At 57.9% G+C, this 21,184-nt stretch carries 20 protein-coding genes; 2 read left to right on the forward strand and 18 right to left on the reverse strand.

The features are described from left to right. Positions 1-5: 5 nt before the first annotated feature. The 11 genes from trpD to gmhB all read right to left on the reverse strand — a co-directional run bounded on the left by trpD (position 6) and on the right by gmhB (position 13,146). Positions 6-1,055 (reverse strand): anthranilate phosphoribosyltransferase, encoded by a 1,050-nt coding sequence (gene trpD / locus FY034_RS11145; RefSeq protein WP_265550528.1) that lies wholly within the window; start codon positions 1,053-1,055, stop codon positions 6-8. Positions 1,056-1,124: 69 nt separating this feature from the next. Continuing rightward, positions 1,125-2,294, reverse strand: a complete 1,170-nt coding sequence (locus tag FY034_RS11150; protein ID WP_265550530.1) for a response regulator — start codon at positions 2,292-2,294, stop codon at positions 1,125-1,127. An 88-nt stretch (positions 2,295-2,382) separates the two neighbouring features. Next, positions 2,383-3,609, reverse strand: coding sequence for a serine hydrolase domain-containing protein (locus tag FY034_RS11155; RefSeq protein ID WP_265550532.1), 1,227 nt, complete (start codon positions 3,607-3,609; stop codon positions 2,383-2,385). Continuing rightward, complete coding sequence (locus FY034_RS11160; RefSeq protein ID WP_265550534.1) at positions 3,610-4,005, reverse strand: DUF2914 domain-containing protein; 396 nt, start codon at positions 4,003-4,005, stop codon at positions 3,610-3,612. It abuts the gene before it with no gap. A gap of 22 nt (positions 4,006-4,027) precedes the next feature. Continuing rightward, positions 4,028-5,209: a bifunctional glutamate N-acetyltransferase/amino-acid acetyltransferase ArgJ gene (gene argJ, locus FY034_RS11165; protein WP_265550536.1), complete on the reverse strand. Its 1,182-nt coding sequence runs from the start codon at positions 5,207-5,209 to the stop codon at positions 4,028-4,030. 144 nt (positions 5,210-5,353) lie between these two features. Beyond that, complete coding sequence (gene secA, locus FY034_RS11170; RefSeq protein ID WP_265550538.1) at positions 5,354-8,053, reverse strand: preprotein translocase subunit SecA; 2,700 nt, start codon at positions 8,051-8,053, stop codon at positions 5,354-5,356. Between the two features lie 65 nt (positions 8,054-8,118). Beyond that, positions 8,119-9,219, reverse strand: a complete 1,101-nt coding sequence (rodA, locus tag FY034_RS11175) for a rod shape-determining protein RodA (protein ID WP_265550540.1) — start codon at positions 9,217-9,219, stop codon at positions 8,119-8,121. Continuing rightward, positions 9,212-11,137: a penicillin-binding protein 2 gene (gene mrdA / locus FY034_RS11180; RefSeq protein WP_265550542.1), complete on the reverse strand. Its 1,926-nt coding sequence runs from the start codon at positions 11,135-11,137 to the stop codon at positions 9,212-9,214. The genes rodA and mrdA overlap by 8 nt, the downstream gene beginning before the upstream one ends. Then, complete coding sequence (gene mreD, locus FY034_RS11185) at positions 11,134-11,622, reverse strand: rod shape-determining protein MreD (protein ID WP_265550545.1); 489 nt, start codon at positions 11,620-11,622, stop codon at positions 11,134-11,136. Before mreD ends, mrdA begins: the two co-directional genes overlap by 4 nt. 12 nt (positions 11,623-11,634) lie before the next feature. Continuing rightward, positions 11,635-12,459, reverse strand: coding sequence for a rod shape-determining protein MreC (mreC, locus tag FY034_RS11190; protein WP_265550547.1), 825 nt, complete (start codon positions 12,457-12,459; stop codon positions 11,635-11,637). 111 nt (positions 12,460-12,570) lie between these two features. Next, positions 12,571-13,146 (reverse strand): D-glycero-beta-D-manno-heptose 1,7-bisphosphate 7-phosphatase, encoded by a 576-nt coding sequence (gmhB, locus tag FY034_RS11195; protein WP_265550549.1) that lies wholly within the window; start codon positions 13,144-13,146, stop codon positions 12,571-12,573. Between the two features lie 62 nt (positions 13,147-13,208). Here gmhB and FY034_RS11200 point away from each other — a divergent pair, with 62 nt between their 5' ends. Further along, the gene (locus FY034_RS11200) at positions 13,209-14,261 is read left to right on the forward strand and encodes a 3-deoxy-7-phosphoheptulonate synthase (protein ID WP_265550551.1); all 1,053 of its coding nucleotides are present in this window, start codon (positions 13,209-13,211) and stop codon (positions 14,259-14,261) included. A 137-nt stretch (positions 14,262-14,398) separates the two neighbouring features. Here FY034_RS11200 and sppA read toward each other — a convergent pair whose 3' ends face one another. Continuing rightward, positions 14,399-15,286, reverse strand: a complete 888-nt coding sequence (gene sppA / locus FY034_RS11205) for a signal peptide peptidase SppA (protein ID WP_265550553.1) — start codon at positions 15,284-15,286, stop codon at positions 14,399-14,401. 43 nt (positions 15,287-15,329) lie between these two features. Here sppA and FY034_RS11210 point away from each other — a divergent pair, with 43 nt between their 5' ends. Further along, entirely contained in the window at positions 15,330-15,803 is a 474-nt protein-coding gene (locus FY034_RS11210) for a metallophosphoesterase (protein ID WP_265550554.1), read from the forward strand. On the opposite strand, the gene pssA is transcribed toward FY034_RS11210, so the two are convergent. The 6 genes from pssA to FY034_RS11240 all read right to left on the reverse strand — a co-directional run bounded on the left by pssA (position 15,781) and on the right by FY034_RS11240 (position 21,152). Beyond that, positions 15,781-16,614 (reverse strand): CDP-diacylglycerol--serine O-phosphatidyltransferase, encoded by an 834-nt coding sequence (gene pssA / locus FY034_RS11215; protein ID WP_265550556.1) that lies wholly within the window; start codon positions 16,612-16,614, stop codon positions 15,781-15,783. The two genes, FY034_RS11210 and pssA, sit on opposite strands and share 23 nt — an antisense overlap. Positions 16,615-16,636: 22 nt before the next feature. Then, positions 16,637-17,296 carry a phosphatidylserine decarboxylase family protein gene (locus tag FY034_RS11220; protein ID WP_265550558.1) on the reverse strand — a complete coding sequence of 220 codons (660 nt, stop codon included), beginning with the start codon at positions 17,294-17,296 and terminating at the stop codon, positions 16,637-16,639. A 77-nt stretch (positions 17,297-17,373) separates the two neighbouring features. Further along, positions 17,374-18,390 carry a ketol-acid reductoisomerase gene (gene ilvC / locus FY034_RS11225; protein ID WP_265550560.1) on the reverse strand — a complete coding sequence of 339 codons (1,017 nt, stop codon included), beginning with the start codon at positions 18,388-18,390 and terminating at the stop codon, positions 17,374-17,376. Between the two features lie 111 nt (positions 18,391-18,501). After that, complete coding sequence (ilvN, locus tag FY034_RS11230; RefSeq protein WP_265550561.1) at positions 18,502-18,999, reverse strand: acetolactate synthase small subunit; 498 nt, start codon at positions 18,997-18,999, stop codon at positions 18,502-18,504. 21 nt (positions 19,000-19,020) lie between these two features. Next, positions 19,021-20,721 carry a biosynthetic-type acetolactate synthase large subunit gene (gene ilvB, locus FY034_RS11235; protein ID WP_265550562.1) on the reverse strand — a complete coding sequence of 567 codons (1,701 nt, stop codon included), beginning with the start codon at positions 20,719-20,721 and terminating at the stop codon, positions 19,021-19,023. Positions 20,722-20,738: 17 nt separating this feature from the next. After that, a complete protein-coding gene (locus FY034_RS11240) occupies positions 20,739-21,152 on the reverse strand; it encodes a DUF995 domain-containing protein (protein ID WP_265550563.1) in 414 nt (137 codons plus the stop codon). Between the last annotated feature and the right edge of the window lie 32 nt (positions 21,153-21,184).

The raw sequence follows: 21,184 nt of genomic DNA on the forward strand, positions 1-21,184 counted from the left end.
TCCTCTTAGTTGGTGAGTGTGGCCAGTTTTTCAAGCTGCGTGAGGGCAGCGCCGGAATCAATGGCATGTGCCGCCAGGTCAATGCCTGCTGCAACCGTTGCGCAGCGTCCGGCAGCCACCAGGGCAAAGCCTGCATTCAGCAGGACGATCTCGCGCCGCGGTCCCTGTTCTCCCCCGAGGACGGCACGGACGATAGCCGCATTGGCAACGGCATCGCCCCCTTTCAGCGCCTGCATACTGCAGCGGCAGAAACCGAACTCTTCCGGCGTAATGGTAAACAGGCGGACACCTTCAGGGCTGACTTCTGCAGCGGCGGTTTCACCGGTCAGGGTGATCTCATCCATACCATCCCTGCCATGAACCACAAAGCCGCGCTTGCAGCCCAGCCGATGCAGTACGCCAGCCATCTTTTCAACCAGTTCCTCCCGGTAGACCCCCATCACCTGGCAATCGGCATTGGCCGGGTTGGTCAGCGGCCCCAGGATGTTAAAGATGGTGCGGATGCCGATCTCACGCCGGGGACCGATGGCATGTTTCATGGCGCCATGCAGGGCCGGTGCAAACAGGAAGCCGATACCGATCTCATTGATACAGCGCTCAACCTGCTCCGGGGTGACGTCAAGGTTGACCCCCAGCTTCTCAAGCACATCGGCGCTGCCGCAGGCAGAGGAGACGGAACGGTTGCCATGCTTGGCCACCTTGACGCCGCAGGCCGCGACAATAAAGGAGACCGTGGTGGAGATATTGAAGGTGTTGGTGCCGTCACCGCCGGTACCAACCACATCCAGGATGGTCTCCTGATCCAGGTTGATATCATCGCGATCAATGTCCAGTACGTTGCGACCGACCCGGATCGGGGTGGCCCGCTCCCGCATGACCCGTGCAGCACCGCTGATTTCTTCAACGGTTTCGCCCTTCATCCGCAGTGCGGTGATAAATGAGCCGATCTGGGCCGGGGTGCATTCTCCGGACATGATCTGGTTCATCACCTCGATCATCTCCCCCTCGCTCAGGTCATGCAGTTCAACTACCTTGGCAATCGCCTGTCTGATCATGTCGTTCCTCCTGCACAATGCAAAATGGGGATGTTGCCATCCCCATTTGCAACCAGTATGTAGTAACGCTTATTTTGCTTCAGTGATCCGTTTGATGGCTTCCTTGATCATGGCCTCAGCCAGATCAGGCACCACTTCCCAGACGATCCGTTCAATGGTCTCTTTGGATGCCGACAGGAGGGCCGCCTTCAACTGCTCATCCGTCAGAGCAACCGCAGCGGCGGCCTGCGGCGCAACTGCCGTTTCTTCAACAGCAGCAACAACCGGGGCAACCACCTGGGCCGGTACTTCGGCAATCGGCTCAACAACCGGTTCAGGGGCGGCCACCGGTTCAAAGACATCGGGACTGAACGGTTGCTCCGGCTCGGGCAGCGTACCGGCTGCCGCCGCTTCTTCAACCACCTGGGAAGGTGCCGAGGCGACCTCCTCACGGAACTCAAAGGTCTGCTCCTCAACCGGCACCCATGAAGCCCCGATGTTATCATGCCCGGACTGTTCAGCGGGCAGCTCAGCGGGCTCGTCGCTCATCAGTGCCATGACATCAGGCTGGACGGTATCAAAGGGAGAGGCGGGCGCTTCTTCTTCAGCAGCAGCAGGCTGCTGGGTAAAGGCCCCCCAGGGATCGTCGAGGGAACGTGCCGGTTCAGGCTCAACCGGAGGTGTTGCAAAGAATGCCGCAGGTTCAGCGGCCGGTTCAAAAGCAGCCATCGGTTCTACAGGGGAAGGTTCTGCGGTGAAGGCCGGAGCAGTCGTTTCAAAAACAAACGGCTCTTCTGCAGCCGCCGTTTCCATCTGGGGCGGTTCAGGTACCGGTTCAGCTACCGGCTCCGGAGCCGGGGCTGCGACGGTTCCGGCGGCACGGCTGAGACCGAGCTGGTACAGCTCCTGAACCCTGGCAACGATCTGCTGGGACTCGAACGGTTTGACAATGTGATCATCAGCGCCACATTGGCGGGCCTTGTCCTCATCAAACGGCTCAAAGGAACCGGTCAACAGCAGGACCGGTTTGGTGGCAAGGACGGCATCCTTGCGAATGGCCTCACAGACCTCATAACCGCTCATGCCCGGCATCAGGGCATCGATCAGCAGCACATCCGGCTGCAGCTCCTGTGCCTTCTGCACGGCGGCCTTGCCGTTATCAACAACGGTGAGGGTATAGTCGTCTGAACCAAAAATGATACTGACGACCTTTTGGATGGTGATGCTGTCATCGGCCAGAAGTATTGAGATGCTGCCCATCGGTCCCTCCCCGCGAGGATTGCTGATGATGCACTACTGAAGTGTCGGCACAAAACGAGGCAAACCTTAACACAGGGTCCGGGTAGTGTCAAGGAGCAGTGTTTTTCGGTATTTGTACATCACCGCCCGTTTTATGCCCGGCAAACAGGGCGGCCGCGAGGGTCGAGATGTCACTGCGCAACCGGTTGAAACTACGCCTGTTGCGGTAATCAAGCCGGGTCGTCAACAAGATTACGTACAGATCTTTTTCCGGATCGATCCAGACCGAGGTGCCACTGTATCCGGTATGCCCATAGGAAAACTCGGTAAAAAGGGAGCCTTTGGGAGCGGAGAAGGGCGATTCCCGATCCCAGCCAAGGCCGCGCACAATGCTGCCGTTTCTGAAGTAGTAGGGTGCGGTCATCTGGGCAACCGCCCTGGCGGACAGTACCCGGCGGCCATCCAGTTCCCCTTCGTTCAGCAGCATGCGCGCAAAACGGGCCAGATCCTCCGCCGTGCTGAACAGCCCCGCATGGCCTGCCACCCCACCCAGCAAACGGGCATTGGGGTCCTGGACAACCCCGTTCAGCACGCCGTTGCGGCCACCCAGCGTGGCGGCCGTGTTCAACTTTACCGCAGGATTAAAACCGGTATGCAGCATCCCCAGCGGCCGGTAAAAGCTGTCCTGGCAGTACCCGTCAAGACTGAAGGAGGTAATCCGGCGGACCAGATTGCCAAGCAGGATAAAATTGATATCGGCATAGAGAAAGCGGGTCCCCGGCTGGACAGAGCCCGACTGGGCAGCAGCGCGGCTGATGGCGCTTTCCAGCGGGGCTGCCGGGTCGAGCATGCCGTCATGCAGCCCGGAGGTATGGGTCAGCAGATGCAGCACGGTGATATTTTTCCCCTCAAACTCGGGAAACCAGCGCGAAAGCGGATCAAGCAGCGAGAGCGCCCCCTGGTCCATCAACCTGATAATGGCCGGCGTGGTGGCAAACACCTTGGTCAGGGAGGCGATATCAAAGACAGTGCCGACGGTCAGCGCAGGAGAACCGGCCTCAAAACCGGCACGTCCGGCCGCATGGCTATAGAGGGTACCGTTCCGGTTGCCGATCAGCACCACAGCACCGCTGATCAGGCCGCGCCGGACCGCATTCTGCAGCATGGTATCAAGCACCGCGGTCCGCCCGAGTTCCTGCAGCGGGTCCTGTTCAGCAGCGGCCCCGGCAAAGGACAGATCTGACAGACAGCAGGTGATCAGCAGCAGCACGCCCACAGTCAGGCGCAGAAAAAAGCCGCCCAGCAGGCGGCTTGAGGTTACTCTGTACATCTTCATTTAGTGTATCCTGAACTCCACTGATTTGATAACCGTTCCTGACTCGTCCTTGATATCGACACGCCAGTTGCCCACGCTTGAGGCATCCACCGGCAGGGTGCTGTAGGCCCGCCAGCGTTTGCCCCGGATCGGCAGGTCGGTTTCCTTCACCACCTGCCCACCCCGCAGCCAGATGTGTTTGATGGAGGTCTCGGCAGCGTCGTCGCTGAGCGTTCGGGTAAAGCAGTAGAGTGCCTTGACGGTACGGTGGGAAATGCGATGGACCGCATCGATCGGCTTGCCCTTTGACACCTTGGTGGTGACCGCCAGTTCAGTGATACTGAGAGACCCGGCCCACAACGGGACCGCCAGGCCGAACACACACAGCGCACACACAATCGAAAGCAGTTTCTTCATCGTGCTACCTCCCGCCGGGGAATCAGGTACGATAATCTGCGTTGATACTGACGTATTCGTGGGACAGGTCAGAGGTGTAGACCGTTGCACTCCCCTGCCCCAATCCAAGATCGACCTGCACGCTGAACTCTTTTTTACGCAACACCTCGGTGCCGAGCGCCTCGGCATCACCGCCGCTGAAGACACCGGCCCTGGCCATACAGACATCATCAAACCAGAGCGCCAGCAGATCAGGATTGACCTTGGCACCGGAGTAGCCCACCGCGGCAAAGATCCGGCCCCAGTTTGCATCCTGCCCAAAAAAGGCGGTCTTGACCAGCGAGGAGTTTGCCACCGCCATGGCGGCCCGCTTGGCATCGGCATCAGACTCGGCACCGCGGATCCTGATCTCGACAAACTTGGTGGCACCCTCGCCGTCCCTGACAATCAGCTTGGCCAGTTCCAGCAGCACCTCGTCAAGCAGCCGGGCAAACTCTCCAGCCTCCGGTGTACCGGCGATAATGACCGCTGTTCCGGCTGCGCCGTTGGCCATCAGCAGGCAGGTATCATTGGTGGAGGTATCACCGTCAATGGTAATGGCGTTAAAGGAACGATCAACAGCAGCACGGAAGAGCGTATCAATCAGTTCTGGGGCAAGCGCTGCGTCGGTCATAACAAACGACAGCATGGTGGCCATGTTGGGCATGATCATGCCGGCCCCCTTGGCCACCCCGGCCACGGTATAGCTGACGCCGGCAACGGAACCGCTCCGCTGGACCGCCTTGGGAAAGGTATCGGTGGTCATGATGGCAGCCGCCAGATCATCGATGCCTGCACTGCCGCATCCTGCCACCAGCCCTGGCATTGCCTTTCTCAGGCGCTCCATCGGCAACGGCACCCCGATCACCCCGGTGGAAGAGACCTGCACCAGCTCTTCTGCAATCCCCAGCCCCGCTGCCAGCAGCTGAGTGGTTTCCCGTGCATCCAGCATGCCTTGGGCACCGGTGCAGGCGTTGGCGTTACCGCTGTTCACCACCAGGGCCTGGGCCTTACCGGCGGCAATCCGCCCGGCTGACAACAGCACCGGAGCCGCCTTGACCGCATTGGTGGTAAAGACCGCTGCAGCCGTTGCCGGTGTCTCGGAAAAGATCAGGGCCAGATCCTTACGGCCCGGTTTCTTGATGGCTGCCTCTACAACAGAGAATTTGTAACCTTTTAAGGACATATTTTCAATTACCTCACTAACGGCACAGCCAGGGGCTTCAGATGCAAGGCGCATGAGGAGTCCGGCGCAACGGTGTACAAAGATAGTACATCGAGCGTCGGACGACGAATGCAACGCCGCAGATGAACTGCTGGCGAAGCCGTACTACTTACCGCAGCATTTTTTGTATTTTTTCCCGCTGCCGCACGGACAAGGTTCATTCCGGCCCGCATTCTTCTGGCTCTTGGCCGGCTCGGCAGGGTGCTCATCATCGTTGACCGTGATCGCCTTGAACATCTTGCGGCTGCGCTCAACCTGCTCTTCTTCCAGCTCCTCAATATCCTCTTCTCTTTCAATCTGTACCCAGAAGACCTTTTCAACCGTTTCCTCACGGATCCGGATGATCATCTCCATGAAGAGCTGATAGGCCTCCTTCTTGTACTCCTGCTTGGGATCCTTCTGGCCGTAGCTGCGCAGCCCGATCCCTTCCTTGAGATGGTCGATATTCAGCAGGTGATCCTTCCAGTGCACGTCGATGGCCTGCAGCATGACGACCCTGATCAGGTGATCCATCAGCTCGTCACCCAGCTCATCCGCCTTACGCTTGATGGCGTCATGGGCCTGTTCCTGCAGCATCTTCTGCAGTCCGTCGGCATTCAGGCGGGCAATCATCTCGCGGGACAGCTCCAGCTGTATGGAGAAGCAGCGGAAGACCGTTTCAGAGAGCGATTCCCAGTCCCATTCAAGCGGCGCATCCTTTTCAAAGGCATAGGCCTTGACGATATCCCCGATGGTGTCGTCCAGCATCTCAAGGAAGCTCTCACGGATATCCTCACCGGCCAGGATCTCGCGGCGCTGGGTGTAGATCACCTCACGCTGCTTGTTCATAACGTCATCGTAATCGATCAGGTGCTTACGGATCTCGAAGTTGTGGGCCTCCACCTTCTTCTGGGCATTCTCGATCGACTTGTTGATCATGGCGTGGGTAATCGCCTCGCCCTCTTCGATCTTGAGGAAGTCCATGATCTTGGCCACCCGCTCGGAGCCGAAGATCCGCAGCAGGTCATCCTGTAACGAAAGATAGAAGCGGGACGAACCGGGGTCCCCCTGACGGCCGGAACGGCCGCGCAGCTGGTTGTCAATCCGGCGGGATTCATGCCGTTCGGTACCGATGATATGCAGACCGCCCAGGGCCACCACCTCGTCATGCTCTGCGGCACACTGCTGCCGGTACTGTTCCAGCATGGCAGCTGCCTGTTCCGCAGCGGCTTCAGGGTTGGCCAGCCGCCACTGTTTCAGCAGGCTGTCCGGGTTACCACCCAGCACGATATCGGTACCACGGCCCGCCATGTTGGTGGCGATGGTGATCGCCTGTTTACGGCCGGCCTGGGCCACGATTTCGGCCTCTTTCTCATGCTGCTTGGCATTCAGGACAAAGTGGGGAATGCCCTGCTTGCGCAGCAGTTCGGACAGCACCTCGGATTTTTCAATCGAGATGGTACCCACCAGACAGGGCTGCCCTTTTTCATAATGTTCCTTGATATCCTTGATGACCGCGTCAAACTTTTCACGTTCAGTCTTGTAGATCACATCGGGATAGTCAGGACGCAGCAGGGGACGGTTGGTGGGGATGACCGTCACATCCAGCTTGTAGATCTTGTGGAATTCCTCTGCCTCGGTATCGGCGGTACCGGTCATGCCGGACAGCTTGGCATACATCCGAAAGTAGTTCTGGAAGGTGATGGTGGCCAGGGTCTGGTTCTCGCTCTCGATCCGCACCCCTTCCTTGGCCTCAACCGCCTGGTGCAGACCGTCGGACCAGCGCCGGCCGGGCATCAGACGGCCGGTAAACTCATCAACAATCAGTACCTCGCCATCCTTGACCACATAGTCGACATCGCGGCGATACATGGCATGAGCACGCAGGGCCTGATTGACATGGTGCAGTGTCTCGATATTGCGGGGATCATACAGGTTTTCGATCTTGAGCAGCTTTTCGACCTTTGAAACCCCCTGTTCGGTCAGGGTGGCACTCTTGGCCTTCTCATCAATCGTGAAGTCACCGGTGTAGACCTTTTTCTTGCCGGACAGGGTGTTGGCCTCAACCTCCTTGACCTCACCCTGCTCCAGACGCGGAATGATCTGGTTGATGACGTAATACTTGTCAGTGGATTCCTCGGTCGGACCGGAGATGATCAGCGGCGTACGGGCCTCATCGATCAGGATCGAGTCAACCTCATCGACAACGGCAAAATTGAAGCCGCGCTGGACATAGTCATCCAGGGAAAACTTCATATTGTCGCGCAGATAGTCAAAGCCGAACTCATTGTTGGTGCCGTAGGTAATATCGGCGGCGTAGTTGGCACGGCGCTGTTCATCATCCAGCCCATGGACAATCACGCCGGTGGTCAGCCCCAGAAAGCCATAGAGCCGCCCCATCCACTCCGAGTCGCGCTTGGCCAGATAGTCGTTCACCGTGACCACATGTACGCCCTTGCCTGAAATTGCATTCAGGTAGGCGGCCAGGGTTGCCACCAGGGTCTTGCCCTCGCCGGTCTTCATCTCGGCAATCTTGCCGGCATGCAGGGTCATGCCGCCGATCAGCTGCACATCAAAGTGCCGCATCCCCAGCTCACGGCGTCCCCCCTCGCGGCAGACCGCAAACGCTTCCGGCAACAGGGCATCAAGGGACTCACCCTTGCCATAACGCTCTTTAAACTCGGCGGTCTTGGCCCGCAACGCCTCATCGGACAAGGCCTGCATCTGGGGTTCAAGGCTGTTTATCTTTGCCACAATCGGCCAGAGCCGTTTCAGTTCACGTTCGTTTTTACTGCCGATAACCTTGCGGATCAGGGTACTGAGCATTGAGTATCTCCAAGCGTGGTTAAATATTTTAGATGGGAAAACCGGTGAACTTTAGCACAAAAAAGTTAAAACATGAAGCGTCGCATGCTGATGCTCTGCAAAATACCGACACCGACCATGGAGGTGATCATGGAGGTACCACCATAGGAGAAAAACGGCAGCGGCACGCCAACCACCGGAAAGAGACCGATCACCATGCCGATGTTGATCGCCGTGTGCCAAAACAGCATGGCGGTTACACCGACCGCCAGCAGGCCGCCAAAACGGTCATTGCAACGCCGGGCGATGTTCAGTCCCCAGAGTACCAGACAGAGGTACAGCACAAGCAGGATCAGGGTACCGAAGAAGCCCCACTCCTCGGCAAAGACGGAAAAGGCGAAGTCGGTATGCTGTTCCGGCAGAAAACGCAACTGGGCCTGGGTCCCCTTGACATAGCCCTTGCCCCAGAACCCGCCTGAACCGACCGCGATCTTGCTCTGGATGATATGGTAGCCGCTGCCCAGACGTGAACGTTCCGGGTTGATAAAATCAAGCACGCGGTTTTTCTGGTACGGCTTCATGTAGACGGCCCAGGTAAACCAGAAAAAGGGCACCGTCACCAGGGCGAAGGTCACGATGGTAGACCAGCGGAAGCCGACATAAAAGGCCATGGAGGCGGCAATCAGCACCACCAGGGTGGCAGTGCCAAGGTCGGGCTGCTTCATGATCAGCAGGGCTGGTATAGCCAGCAGCCCCAGGGGAAACAGCATATCCTTGACGGTCAATCCCCCCACCGTATGAAAATTGTTAAAAAATCGCGCAAAAGTCACAACAATGACGATTTTCATCAGTTCTGAGGGCTGGATGGTGAAAAAACCGAGGTTCAGCCAGCGGGTGGCCCCCAGCGACCGTTTCCCCACCAGCAGCACTGCCACCAGCAGGAGTATCAGGAAGCCGTAGAACCAGTAGGAGAAGTCTTCCAGGATATGGTAGTCAACACTTGCCACCACCAGAGACAGCAGCAGCCCGAAGGCCATCCAGTTCAGCTGCTTGATGTAGTAGGGAGCCCCACCCATCTTGTACGCCGCAGAGGCACTGTAGACATTCAGGATCCCCATCAGGCAGATGGCACTGACCAGGCCGATCAGGGTCCAGTCAAAGTTGGTGACAAGACGTCGATCAATCACTCGCAGCCCCCTGTTGCACCTGATGATCCTGCTTTCCGGCAGGAGCCTCTGCCTGGGCATCATCCTGCGATTCTTCTGCCGGTTTCGGTTTGGGTGCGGGCGGCTTCTGCAAATCAAAATAGCTGCGCAGTATTTTGCCGGCAATCGGTGCTGCTACCGCGCCACCGCCGCCACCATGCTCCACCACCACGGCCACGGCGATCTCCGGTTTGTCAAAGGGGGCAAAGGCCACAAACAGACCATGATCCTTGTACTGGTAGGCAACCGCCTTCTTGCGGTCCTCTCCCAGCTTCACCACCTGCGACGTACCGGTCTTACCGGCCACTTTCACATCCCATAGCCGGGCATTGGCACCGGTTCCGCCCGGATCGTTGACAACGGCAAAGAGTCCCTGTTTCACCTTTTTAAACGAGGCCGGAGAGATGCCGGTGGTTCCCAGCACTTCCGGACTGAACTCCTTGATGGTCTTGCCGTCCGGGTCAACGACCTTCTTGACCAGGTGCGGACGGTAGATCGTTCCTTCATTGGCAACCGTCGCCACCATGGAGGCCAGCTGAATCGGGGTCATCAGCACATAGCCCTGGCCGATGGCCACCGGCAGGGTCTCGCCGGGAAACCACTTTTTGCCGAAACGTTTCAGCTTCCAGGCCGAGGTGGGAATCAGCCCCCTTTTTTCATTCTGCAGCCCGATCCCCAATTCTTTACCCAGCATAAAACGCTCCGCCATGGCGGCAATCCGGTCCACCCCCAGCTTTTCCCCCAGCTGGTAGTAGTAGACGTCACAGGACTCTTTCAGGGATTTGCGCAGGTTCACGCTGCCATGGCCGGACCTGCTCCAACAGCGGAACTTGCTGCCCCCCATTTCATAGGCGCCGTCACAGTACACGCTTGTGTTTTCATTGACCACCCCTGCCTCAAGACCTGCCAGGGCGGTCAGCATCTTGAAGGTGGAACCGGGCGGGTACTGGCCGGACAGGGCCTTGTTCTCCAGCGGGTGCCGTTTATCCTCCAGATAGCCCTTCCAGACATCGGCCGGAATACGTCCGGCGAAAAGCGACGGGTCAAAGGTCGGGCTGCTGACAAAGGCCAGCACTTCACCATTCGTCACATTCATCACCACGGCAGCACCGGCCTGCGCTCCGAACGCCTGCTCCGCTGTCCGCTGCAAACGGCTGTCAACCGTCAGCACCAGACTGTTTCCCACCGTGGGACTGCTCTCGCTCAGCACCCGCAGGACGCGCCCCCGTGAATCCACCTCAAGCTGTCGGCCTCCATCACTGCCGTGCAACTCATGCTCCCAGGCCTTTTCTATGCCGTTCTTACCGATATAGTCGCCGGGATTGTAATCACCGTAGGCGGGCAGATCCAATTCCTTGTCAGAGACTTCACCGATATAGCCCAACAGGTGCGCGGCCGAGTTTTGAAAGGCATACTCCCGGACCGGCTTGACACTAACCTCAATGCCGGGCAGCCGCAACTTGTTCTCTTCGACAATTTCAACCTGATCACGGTTGATGTTGATCGCAATCACGACCGGATAATAGCGGGCGCGGCCTTTTGATTTCTCCCAGCGTTCCTGCAGCTCCGCCCTGTCCAGCTTCAGCAGTGATGCCAGCGTATCCAGCATCCCCTCAACATCCTTGACCTCCTGGGGAATGATCGACAGACTGAACGAAGGACGGTTGTTAACCATAACCGTGCCGTTACGGTCCATCAGGGCACCACGGGAGGCGGCAACGGGCAGGAAGCGCAACCGGTTATTTTCCGACATGGCCCGGTAGTCGTCAACCTTGATGATCTGCAGGTACCAGAGACGCAGCAACAGCAGAAAAAACAGTACCGTCACCACAATGGCCAGCGGGATGGTGCGCTGCCGCGGCTGGGCGACCTCTCTGACGTAACGTTGCCCTTTGATCATTTTGCGGTCCGCGGGCTGCCGAATTCGGGCAGGATTGCCACCAGCGATGCCACAAAGGCATTGATCAGCAGGTGCGGAATCAGGGCCGTCATCAACGACGAAAAAATTCCTGCCGCCTCAGAGAAGATCGACAACAGCAGGGCATTGACCAGCATGGTGGCAAAGGTGGAGAGAGAGACCGTCAGGACCAGCAGCAACGCGTTCTGAACGTAGAGACGATCAGAAAGGGTCTTCAGGACCAGATACACCAGCAGGAATGAAAAGGCGTTCAAACCGAGGTAGAGCCCGCTCAGACAATCCTTCAACAACCCCAAGCCATAGGCAGCCGGAAGACTGGTACTGACCGGAGCGCGCAAGGCAAGAAAGACCATCAGTATCAGCAGCAGGTCAGGCTTGTAGAGCGCAATCAGGTACTGCGGCAGCACCGATGTCTGCAGCAGCACGATTCCCAGGACCAGGGCGGTCCCCTTTAAAAAACCGGTCATACCAGCCTGCCCTCAGGTCTGCGGGACACGAAGTACCACCAGTACTTCTTCAAGGTGTGCGGTGCTGACTGCCGGACGGATCGTAACGGTCTGGAAAATTCCGTACTCACCCTTTTTAACCATGGTCACCTCACCAATCGGCAGCCCCTTGGCAAAGATGCCACCGATACCCGAGCTGACCACCTGATCGCCGACCTGCACATCCTCCCCCCGTACGGCAAATTCGAGCGAGCAGAGGTTGTCACCACGCCCCTTGACTACCCCGCGGGCACGGGAGCGCTGTACCATGGCGGCAATACCGCTGGCGTGGTCTGTCAAAAGCAGTACCCGGCTTGAGTTGGCCGTTACCTTGACGGTCTGTCCCACCACACCGTCTGCCGCCAGGACCGGCATCCCTTCCCGGATACCGCTGTCGGAGCCCCGGTCAATGGTCAGCGAGCGGAACCAGGGGGTGACATCCTCACCAATCACCATCGCTGCAACGGTTGGTTCCTTGACGCTCTTGCGCAGATCAAGCAGGCGGACCAGGCGCTCGTTTTCCCGCAACGATTCACCTGCCGCAGCCAGGGCGCTGTTCAGGTGTTTGATATCATCCTTCAGGCGGACGTTTTCCTGTTTCAGGTCAACCAGCGCAATATAGTCATGCCAGATCCGCCGAAAGAGCCCGCCACTGCGTGATGCCTGTTCCTGCATCGGCGCAAGCGAGCCGTTGACGCCCCGTTCAAGCAGATTTGCCTGGCGTGTCCGCGGCAGATTCAGCGAATAGGTAATCAGAGCGGCCAGGAGCCCCACACAGACCAGAATCGGCAGGGTAAATTTACGAATGAATTCAAACATAGATCAGGGTTATCCCTCTGCTCATCGCCTTCTTTACGGGCGGCAGGAGCATACAGGTCTCATTTCATAGAGTAACAAGAAAGTAGCATTAGCACAGGCTCGAACCGCCTGTCAAACAGCCGTAATCAGCTGCGCTGCAGCCAGCAGATCGGGGCAACGGGGCACCTCCGGCGACAGCCCATCGACCGCCTCGGCGCCATAGCCGGTCATCACCAAGACCGGCTTGCATCCGGCCGCCAGGCCGGCCTCAATATCAACCAGCTTGTCGCCAACCATCCAGGAGCGGGAAAGATCAATGCCGTGCTCTGCTGCCGCCTGCAATAACATGCCGGGCAGCGGCTTGCGGCAATCGCACTCCTGATTATAGGGAGGGTTGCCGCTTGCATGGTGGGGGCAATAGTACCAGGCATCCACCCGCCCCCCGTGCGACTGCAGCAGCTGATCAACATGGCTGTGCAGCGCTTCCACATCAGCCTCGGTATAATAGCCCCGCGCCACACCGGACTGATTGGTGACCACCACCACCAGATAACCGGACTGATTCAGCAACCTGATCGCCTCGATCGCACCGGGGGTAAACTCAAACTGATCAACCCGGTAGAGGTACTCTTTTTCAATGTTAACGGTACCGTCACGGTCAATAAATACGGCCGGTTTGGTACCACGAAACCTGTTTGAATTTGACAAGCTTTACTCCTATCCAGTAGAAAGAATACTTGTTTCCATTTTCCCAGCAGCGAGGCCTTACCATGATCAAGACCAACAACCTGAAGGTTTCCGGCATTACCCCCATCATAGCCCCGGCTGATCTTCGTCAGGTGTTTCCCATGTCGGATACCGGCCGGGAATTCGTCTCCCGCAGCCGTGAGAAGATCAAAGAGATCCTGCAGCGTCGCGACCGCCGCCTGATGGTGGTAGTCGGTCCCTGCTCAATCCACGACACTGAGGCGGCCATTGACTACGCCAAGCGGCTTTCCGCCCTCTCCCGGCGGGTCGATGATCAGTTGATGCTGGTGATGCGGGTCTATTTCGAGAAGCCCCGCACAACCGTGGGCTGGAAAGGGCTGATCAACGATCCGGGCATGGACGGCTCACACAACATCTCAAAGGGGCTGGGGATTGCCCGCGGCCTGCTCTGCCGCCTGACGGATCTCGGGGTGCCGGTGGCCAACGAGATGCTTGACCCGATCACCCCTGAATACGTGGCTGATCTTATCTCCTGGGGCGCGATCGGCGCACGCACCACTGAATCCCAGACCCACCGGGAGCTAGCCAGCGGTCTTTCCTTCCCGATCGGCTTTAAAAACGGCACCGACGGCAATCTGCAGATCGCCATTGATGCCATGATTTCATCCCGCGCCCCCCACAGCTTTCTGGGCATCAACCGCGAAGGGCGTGCCTCCATCATACAGACCACCGGCAATCCGGATGTGCATATTGTGCTGCGGGGTGGGTCACGCAAACCCAACTATCTGCCCGAAGATATCAGCCACACCGAAGAAAGCCTGAAAAAGAACGGTCTGGCCCCCACCATCATGGTGGACTGCAGCCATGGCAACTCCAACAAGGACTACCGCAAACAGCCGGAGGTACTGGAGCAGATCATCGATCAGGTGGTGGCAGGCAATCAGTCAATCTCCGGCCTGATGATCGAAAGCAACCTGGAGGAAGGCAACCAGAAGGTGCCGGCAGACCATTCACAACTGAAGTACGGCGTATCCATCACCGATGCCTGCATCAACTGGGACACCACCGAAAAAATCCTGCTGGAGGCGCACGCACGGCTGCAGACGCGGAAGTAGGAAAACAGATAGCTGAAGGAGCGCGGAGTTTTGCGTTCTGGGCACGGCAAGCAAGGGATACTGCGGAGGCGTACGGGTTAGTACGCCGCACAAAGTATCCCGCAGATTGACGCGGTCAGAACGAAAAAGAACCGCTCCTACTCGTAGGTGACCTGCAGGCCCCGTCCCACCGCCCTGTTCAGGACACCGTTGAATTTTTCCTCTGCCCCCTCTGCCAGCAGTTCAAGGTAGTTGACCTTTTTCTTGGGAGGCAGGATCAGTGCCGGTTCGCCGGAGATACCGGCCAGCCGGCCGGCCTCTGCGATGGCATCCGGCAGGTTGCCCAGTTTATCAACCAGTTTGATCGCCTTGGCCTGTTCACCTGACAGGACCCGGCCATCGGCGATGCTGCGCACCTCCTCCACCGGCAGTTTGCGCCCTTCGGCCACGGCCTTGACAAACTGCTCATGGGTGCTGTCGATCAGGGCCTGGAACATGGCCCGGTCTTCCGGCGAGAGCGGACGGTCCGGTGCACCGGCATCCTTGAAGGTGCCGGTTTTTATGGTGGTGGAGCTGACCCCCAGCTTGCCGAACAGCCCCTCAAGGTTGGAAAATTTGATCAGCACGCCGATACTGGCGGTGATGGTGCCGGGATTGGCGTAGATCACCGAGGCAGGCGCGGCAATGTAGTAACCTCCCGAGGCAGCCAGACTGCCCATGGAGACCACCACCTTCTTCGTGGCGGCCAGCTTGCGTACCTCTTCGTAAATCTCCTGGGACGGGCCGACCACCCCGCCCGGGGAGTCGATCCGCAGCACCACCGCCTTGACCGAATCTTTTTTAGCAAAATGGCGCAGTTGCCGGATCGCTTCAGTTGAGTCAACGATCATTCCCTTGACCTCAACCAGCCCGACCCCGGGACCGCTGGCAAAGCCCTTCTCTTTGTCGCTGAAGAGCAGCGTTGACAGGGCGATGCTTCCCAAAAAGAGCAGTATCAGTCCTGCAAAGCAGGCGCCTACGATCACAAGAATTTTTTTCGCGGACATAACAACTCCTGCGGCAGCTGCCGCCTTCAGAGGTAACACTGCAATGCGTATTCTGGTTGTTTCAGACACCCACGGTAATCAGGCCGCCTTGCTGCGGGCTCACGAAGCAGCCGGCAGGTGCGAGGCAATTATACATCTGGGCGATGGCGAAGAGGATGCCGCGTTACTGGCAGTGCTTGACGAAGATTGTCCGGTTGTACGGTTAGCCGGCAACTGTGACCTCGGCTCAACAGCCCCCCGGGAACTGATCCGTGAGTGGGCCGGTCTGCGGCTGCTGCTCTGCCACGGTGATCGCTATGGTGTCAAAGGCGGTCTGTCACGCCTGATAGAACAGGCCCACGCCAGCGGTGTTGATGCCGTCCTGTACGGCCATACCCACCTTGCCCAGGCTGTCAGGCAGGAAGGCATCTGGCTTATCAATCCGGGCACCCTGGCCGCTCCGGCACCGTTCCACTCCTATGCCGTTCTGGAGATAAGCCCCGCCGGCCTGCAGGCTACGATCCATCCCCTCCCCTGAGTACCGGCTCATGCTCCTGCAGCAGCTCCTCATGCCCCTTGTGAATCGCCTTTTCAAGCCGCCGCCGCCGGGGCCAGGTCAGTAACAGGCCAATCGGTCCGGAGAGAACGTAACTAAGCATAATCACGAACATCATCACCGCCGGTTCTGCCGCAACAATGATCAGCAGCACCACCGCCAGCACCAGGAAGCCGAACGGCTGTTTCTTGATCAGCTCCGGATCCTTGAATGAGTAGTATTTGACACTGGAAACCATCAGGAAGGCCAGCAGATAGATCAGGGCCAGAATAGCCAGCTTTTTGTAGGAGCTGGGCCAGCCGAAGTGGTTAAAGAGCAGGACGGTGGAGGCCACCATGCTGGCTGCTGCCGGAATCGGCAGGCCAATGAAGCGTTTGCTCTCAACCGTATTGACCTGCACGTTGAAACGGGCCAGCCGCAGGGCACCGCAGACTACGAACAGAAACGCCGCCAGCCAGCCCAAGCGGCCAAACGGCTTCAGGGCCCAGGCGTACATCATCAAACCGGGCGTCACCCCGAAGGCCACCAGGTCGGCCAGAGAATCAAACTCGACGCCAAACTGGCTGGTTGTATTGGTCAGCCGTGCCACCTTGCCGTCAAGGCCGTCGCAGATCGCCGAGATAAAGATCCAGATTGCCGCTGAACCGTAATTACCGTTCAGGGTGGCAACCATGCTGTAGAACCCGGCAAACAGGCTGCCGGCAGTAATCAGGTTCGGCAGGATATAGATCCCCCGCCTGATGTTCTCATGCCTCTCGACAGGCTGCGGGTCTAATTGTTCAGGTGTCTCCATAGGTGTCGGCTCCTTGTTGCTGTTATCCCAGCCTGACCAGGGCTGTTTCACCTGCGACCGTCGTCTGTCCCACAACGACCAGACTTTCCAGACCCTCCGGCAGATAGACATCAACCCGGGACCCAAAACGGATCATACCGTAGCGCTGTCCCCGCTCAAGACGATCGCCGACCTCGGCATAGCAGAGGATTCTGCGGGCAATCAGCCCGGCTATCTGCACAAAGGCCACCCGCACACCGTTATCCTGCTCCATGACCAGCCCGCACTGCTCGTTTTCGCAGGAGGCATCGGCGTGCCGGGCGTCATAAAACTTGCCCTGCTTGTAAAAACGATCCACCACCGTGCCGGTAATGGGGGCGCGATTCACATGGACATTAAAGACCGACATGAAGATGCTGATCTTCTGACAGGCCCCCAGGTGTTCCTGGGTCGCCGGCCCGACATACACAACCGTCCCATCGGCAGGAGCCACCAGCAAGGCCTTGTCAGCCGGCGGCTGCCGTTCCGGGTTGCGAAAAAACGATATCACAAACAGCAGCAGAAGCAGTGTCACAACGGCAGGTACTGCCAGTGCAACGGATTTAAGCAGCACGGCACCACCGGCCAGAAACAGAAACAGACCGGCACTATAGGCGATAAACGGGTATCCTTCAGGGGTTATCAGGGCATTTGATGGGCGCATGAATAGTCCATTATACATAACGTAGAAAACCCCGCTCCCAGTAAGAGCGGGGTCTGAATTGCAGTCACAACAGCAGGTTAGTTCTTCGCCTTGTCAACGATCTTGTTCTTGCCGATCCAGGGCATCATGGCACGCAGGTTGCCACCAACCACCTCGATCGGATGAGCAGCATTCAGGCGGCGGCGGGCTGTCATCTCGGGGTAGTTGGACATCCCCTCCAGGATGAAGCGCTTGGCATACTCGCCGTTCTGGATATTGTTCAGACACTCCTTCATGGCAGCACGGCTCTGCTCGTTGATCACCTTGGGGCCGGTGACGTACTCACCATACTCGGCGTTGTTGGAGATGGAGTAGTTCATATTGGCAATGCCGCCCTCAAACATCAGGTCAACGATCAGCTTCAGTTCGTGCAGACACTCGAAGTAGGCCATCTCAGGGGCATAACCGGCCTCAACCAGGGTCTCGAAACCGGCCTTGACCAGTTCCACGGCGCCACCGCAGAGCACGGCCTGCTCGCCGAACAGATCGGTCTCGGTCTCGTCCTTGAAGGTGGTCTCAATGATACCGGTGCGGCCGCCGCCGATGGCGCTGGCATAGGAAAGGGCCACTTCACGGGCCTTGCCCGAGGCGTCCTGGAACACGGCGATCAGGTCAGGGATGCCGCCACCGCGGACATATTCAGAGCGCACCGTATGACCCGGCGCCTTGGGGGCGATCATGATCACATCCAGATCAGCACGGGGCACGATCTGGTTGTAGTGGATGGCAAAACCGTGGGCAAAGGCCAGGGTGGCACCTTTTTTAAGCTTCGGCTCGATCTCGTCACGGTACAGCTGTGACTGGAACTCGTCCGGAGTCAGGATCATAATCACGTCTGCAGAGGCGACAGCCTCGGCAACGGTTGCCACCTTGAGGCCTGCGTTCTGTGCCTTGATGGCGGATGCAGAACCTTCACGCAGCGCGACAGTCACATCCACGCCGGAATCCTTGAGATTGCAGGCATGGGCGTGGCCCTGGGAACCGTAACCGACGATAGTCACCTTCTTGGACTGGATTAATGCGAGATCACAATCCCGATCGTAATACACATTCATTGACGTTCTCCTCGTATGTTTTGAATCTGTTTGAAACAGCGTATTTCTGTTAAAAAACGCAGCGCACGATACTACAGGAGCCTGCTGCTGTCAATCGACGCCTGCCAGCTCCTACCCTTTCCAGCCCTTGGCGCCACGACCGATGGCAACCGCACCGGTCCTGACCAGCTCCTTCAGTCCCAGGGGACGCAGCAGGTCGAGGATGGCATTGATCTTGGCCGGTGATCCGGTGGCCTCGATGGTGTAGGACTTGGGGGTGACGTCAATAATCTTGGCCCGGAAGATGTCAACGATCCTCAGGACCTCGGCCCGGCTATCATCTTCAGCCGTCACCTTGATCAGTGCCAGTTCACGTTCAATGGCACTGCCGTCACTGAAATCCAGCACCTTGATCACATCCACCAGCTTGTTCAACTGCTTGGTGATCTGCTCCAGCACCGCCTCATCGCCACTGGTGACAATCGTAATCCGGGAAAGCGATTCATCACTGGTTGGTGCGACCGACAGCGACTCTATGTTAAACCCTCTACCGGAGAACAGCCCGGAAACCCGGGCAAGCACGCCGAATTCATTTTCAACCACAACCGATATGGTATGTTGATGATGCATTATCTTGTTTCCTCCACGTCCCTAGGCGTTCAATACCATTTCATTCAGCGACGCCCCGGCGGGGACCATCGGCAACACTTTTTCTTCACGGGCAATCGTGAACTCCATGATCACCGGGCCATTGTGAGCAAACCCCTCCTTGATCACCTGCTCAACCTCGGATGGTTTTTCAGCCTTCAGCCCCTTGGCACCGTAGGCCTCGGCAATTTTGGAAAAATCCATCGGCAGTTCAAGACAGGTCTGGGAGTAGCGCTTGTCAAAGAACAACTCCTGCCACTGGCGTACCATTCCCAGGAAGTTATTGTTCAGGATGACAATTTTTACCGGCAGGCGATGCTGTACCATGGTGGCCAGCTCCTGCATATTCATCTGCACGCCGCCATCACCGCAGACGCAGATCACCTGACGTTTGGGATAGGCAGCCTGCGCCCCCATGGCCGAAGGGATACCAAAGCCCATGGTGCCGAGTCCGCCTGAGGTCAGCAGGGTGCGTGGCTGATGGAATTCAAAAAACTGGGCCACCCACATCTGATGCTGCCCCACATCCGTTGCCATGATGGCATCATCCTCAGACAGTTCACGCAGCTTCTGGATGACGTACTGGGGCTTGATAACACTGGTGCTCTGCTTGTAAGAAATCGGATGTTTTGTCTTCCAGCCGCTGATATCCTCATGCCATGCTTCCATGGCAGCATGCTGTGCCGTCACCTTATCGGCCTGCCCTTTCAGACAGTCAATCATCTTGACCAGAACATCCTTGGTATCACCCACGATCGGCAGATCCACCCGCACATTCTTACGGATTGAGGTAGGATCGACGTCAATATGGATGATCTTGGCGTGGGGTGCAAAGGTGGCGATCTTGCCGGTTACCCGGTCATCAAAGCGGGCGCCGACCGCCAGGATCAGATCCGAGTGGGTCATGGCCATGTTGGCGGCATAGGCACCATGCATTCCCAGCATCTTGAGAGCCAGGGGGTCATTTTCAGGAAAGGCCCCCAGCCCCATCAGGGTGGTGGTCACCGGAAACTGCAGGGTACGGGCCAGCTCAGTCAGCTCCTCGGCCGCATTGGCAAGGATGACCCCGCCGCCGACATACATCACCGGGCGCCGGGCATCCAACAGCATCTCCACCGCTTTTTCAACCTGCTTCTGGTGACCTTCCAGGTTCGGCTTGTAGCCGCGGATATCAATTGACTCAGGCCACTTGAACTCGGCCTGGCTGATCTGGACATCCTTGGGGAAGTCGATCAGTACCGGGCCGGGACGGCCGGAGCGGGCGATGTAGAACGCCTTGCGCACGATGGTCGGGATATCCTTGGCATGCCGGATCAGGAAGCTGTGCTTGGTGATCGGACGGGTAATACCGATGATATCCACCTCCTGAAAGGCGTCGTTGCCGATCAGGGGCGTAGGGACCTGACCGGTGATGATGACCATCGGGATTGAATCCATGTAGGCGGTGGCAATGCCGGTAATGGTGTTGGTGGCACCGGGACCGGAGGTGGCTATGGCCACGCCGACCTTGCCGGTGGCACGGGCATACCCGTCAGCCGCATGGGTACCGCCCTGCTCATGGCGGGGCAGGATATGGCGGATCTCCCGCACATTCATCAGTTCATCATAGAGATTGATCACCGTTCCGCCGGGGTAGCCGAATACCAGATCCACCCCTTCACGCTTCAGGCTTTCAAGCAGGATACGTGCTCCATTCATTTTCATGCAAAACCTCGTTAAGTCTAAAAATTATTGGGATTACCGGTTACAATATTAATAACCGTATATTTTACATCACCATTGCCATCAACCAGCTTGCGCTGCTGGCTGACATTATCAAAGAAGACCTTATAGCAGGCGCTGGGGGCAAAGTTGGCATTCCAGTTGCTGAAGCAAAGCTGCCCCTCCTGGGTGATGTTCCAGTTGCCTTTGTTCTTCTCACCATAGGAACCCTTGCCGATCACGACGCCACCACGGTCAAAATAGTAGGTATCGCCGTTTGCCGCGGTAACCGTGTTGCCAAGCAGCAGCTCCTTGACCTCTCTGGCGCCCAGCAGGGTTGAGCTGGAATCACGCAAAGCCGATTCGTCGGTCTTGCAGGCGGTGACACTCAGGGCCAGAACAGCGGCAGCAGCGAGGGTAAGCAGACGTTTCATGGCAGGTTCCTCCTTTGATACACGTGGTTTAG

This window comes from Trichlorobacter lovleyi, assembly GCF_015239775.1.
GTDB lineage: Bacteria > Desulfobacterota > Desulfuromonadia > Geobacterales > Pseudopelobacteraceae > Trichlorobacter > Trichlorobacter lovleyi_B.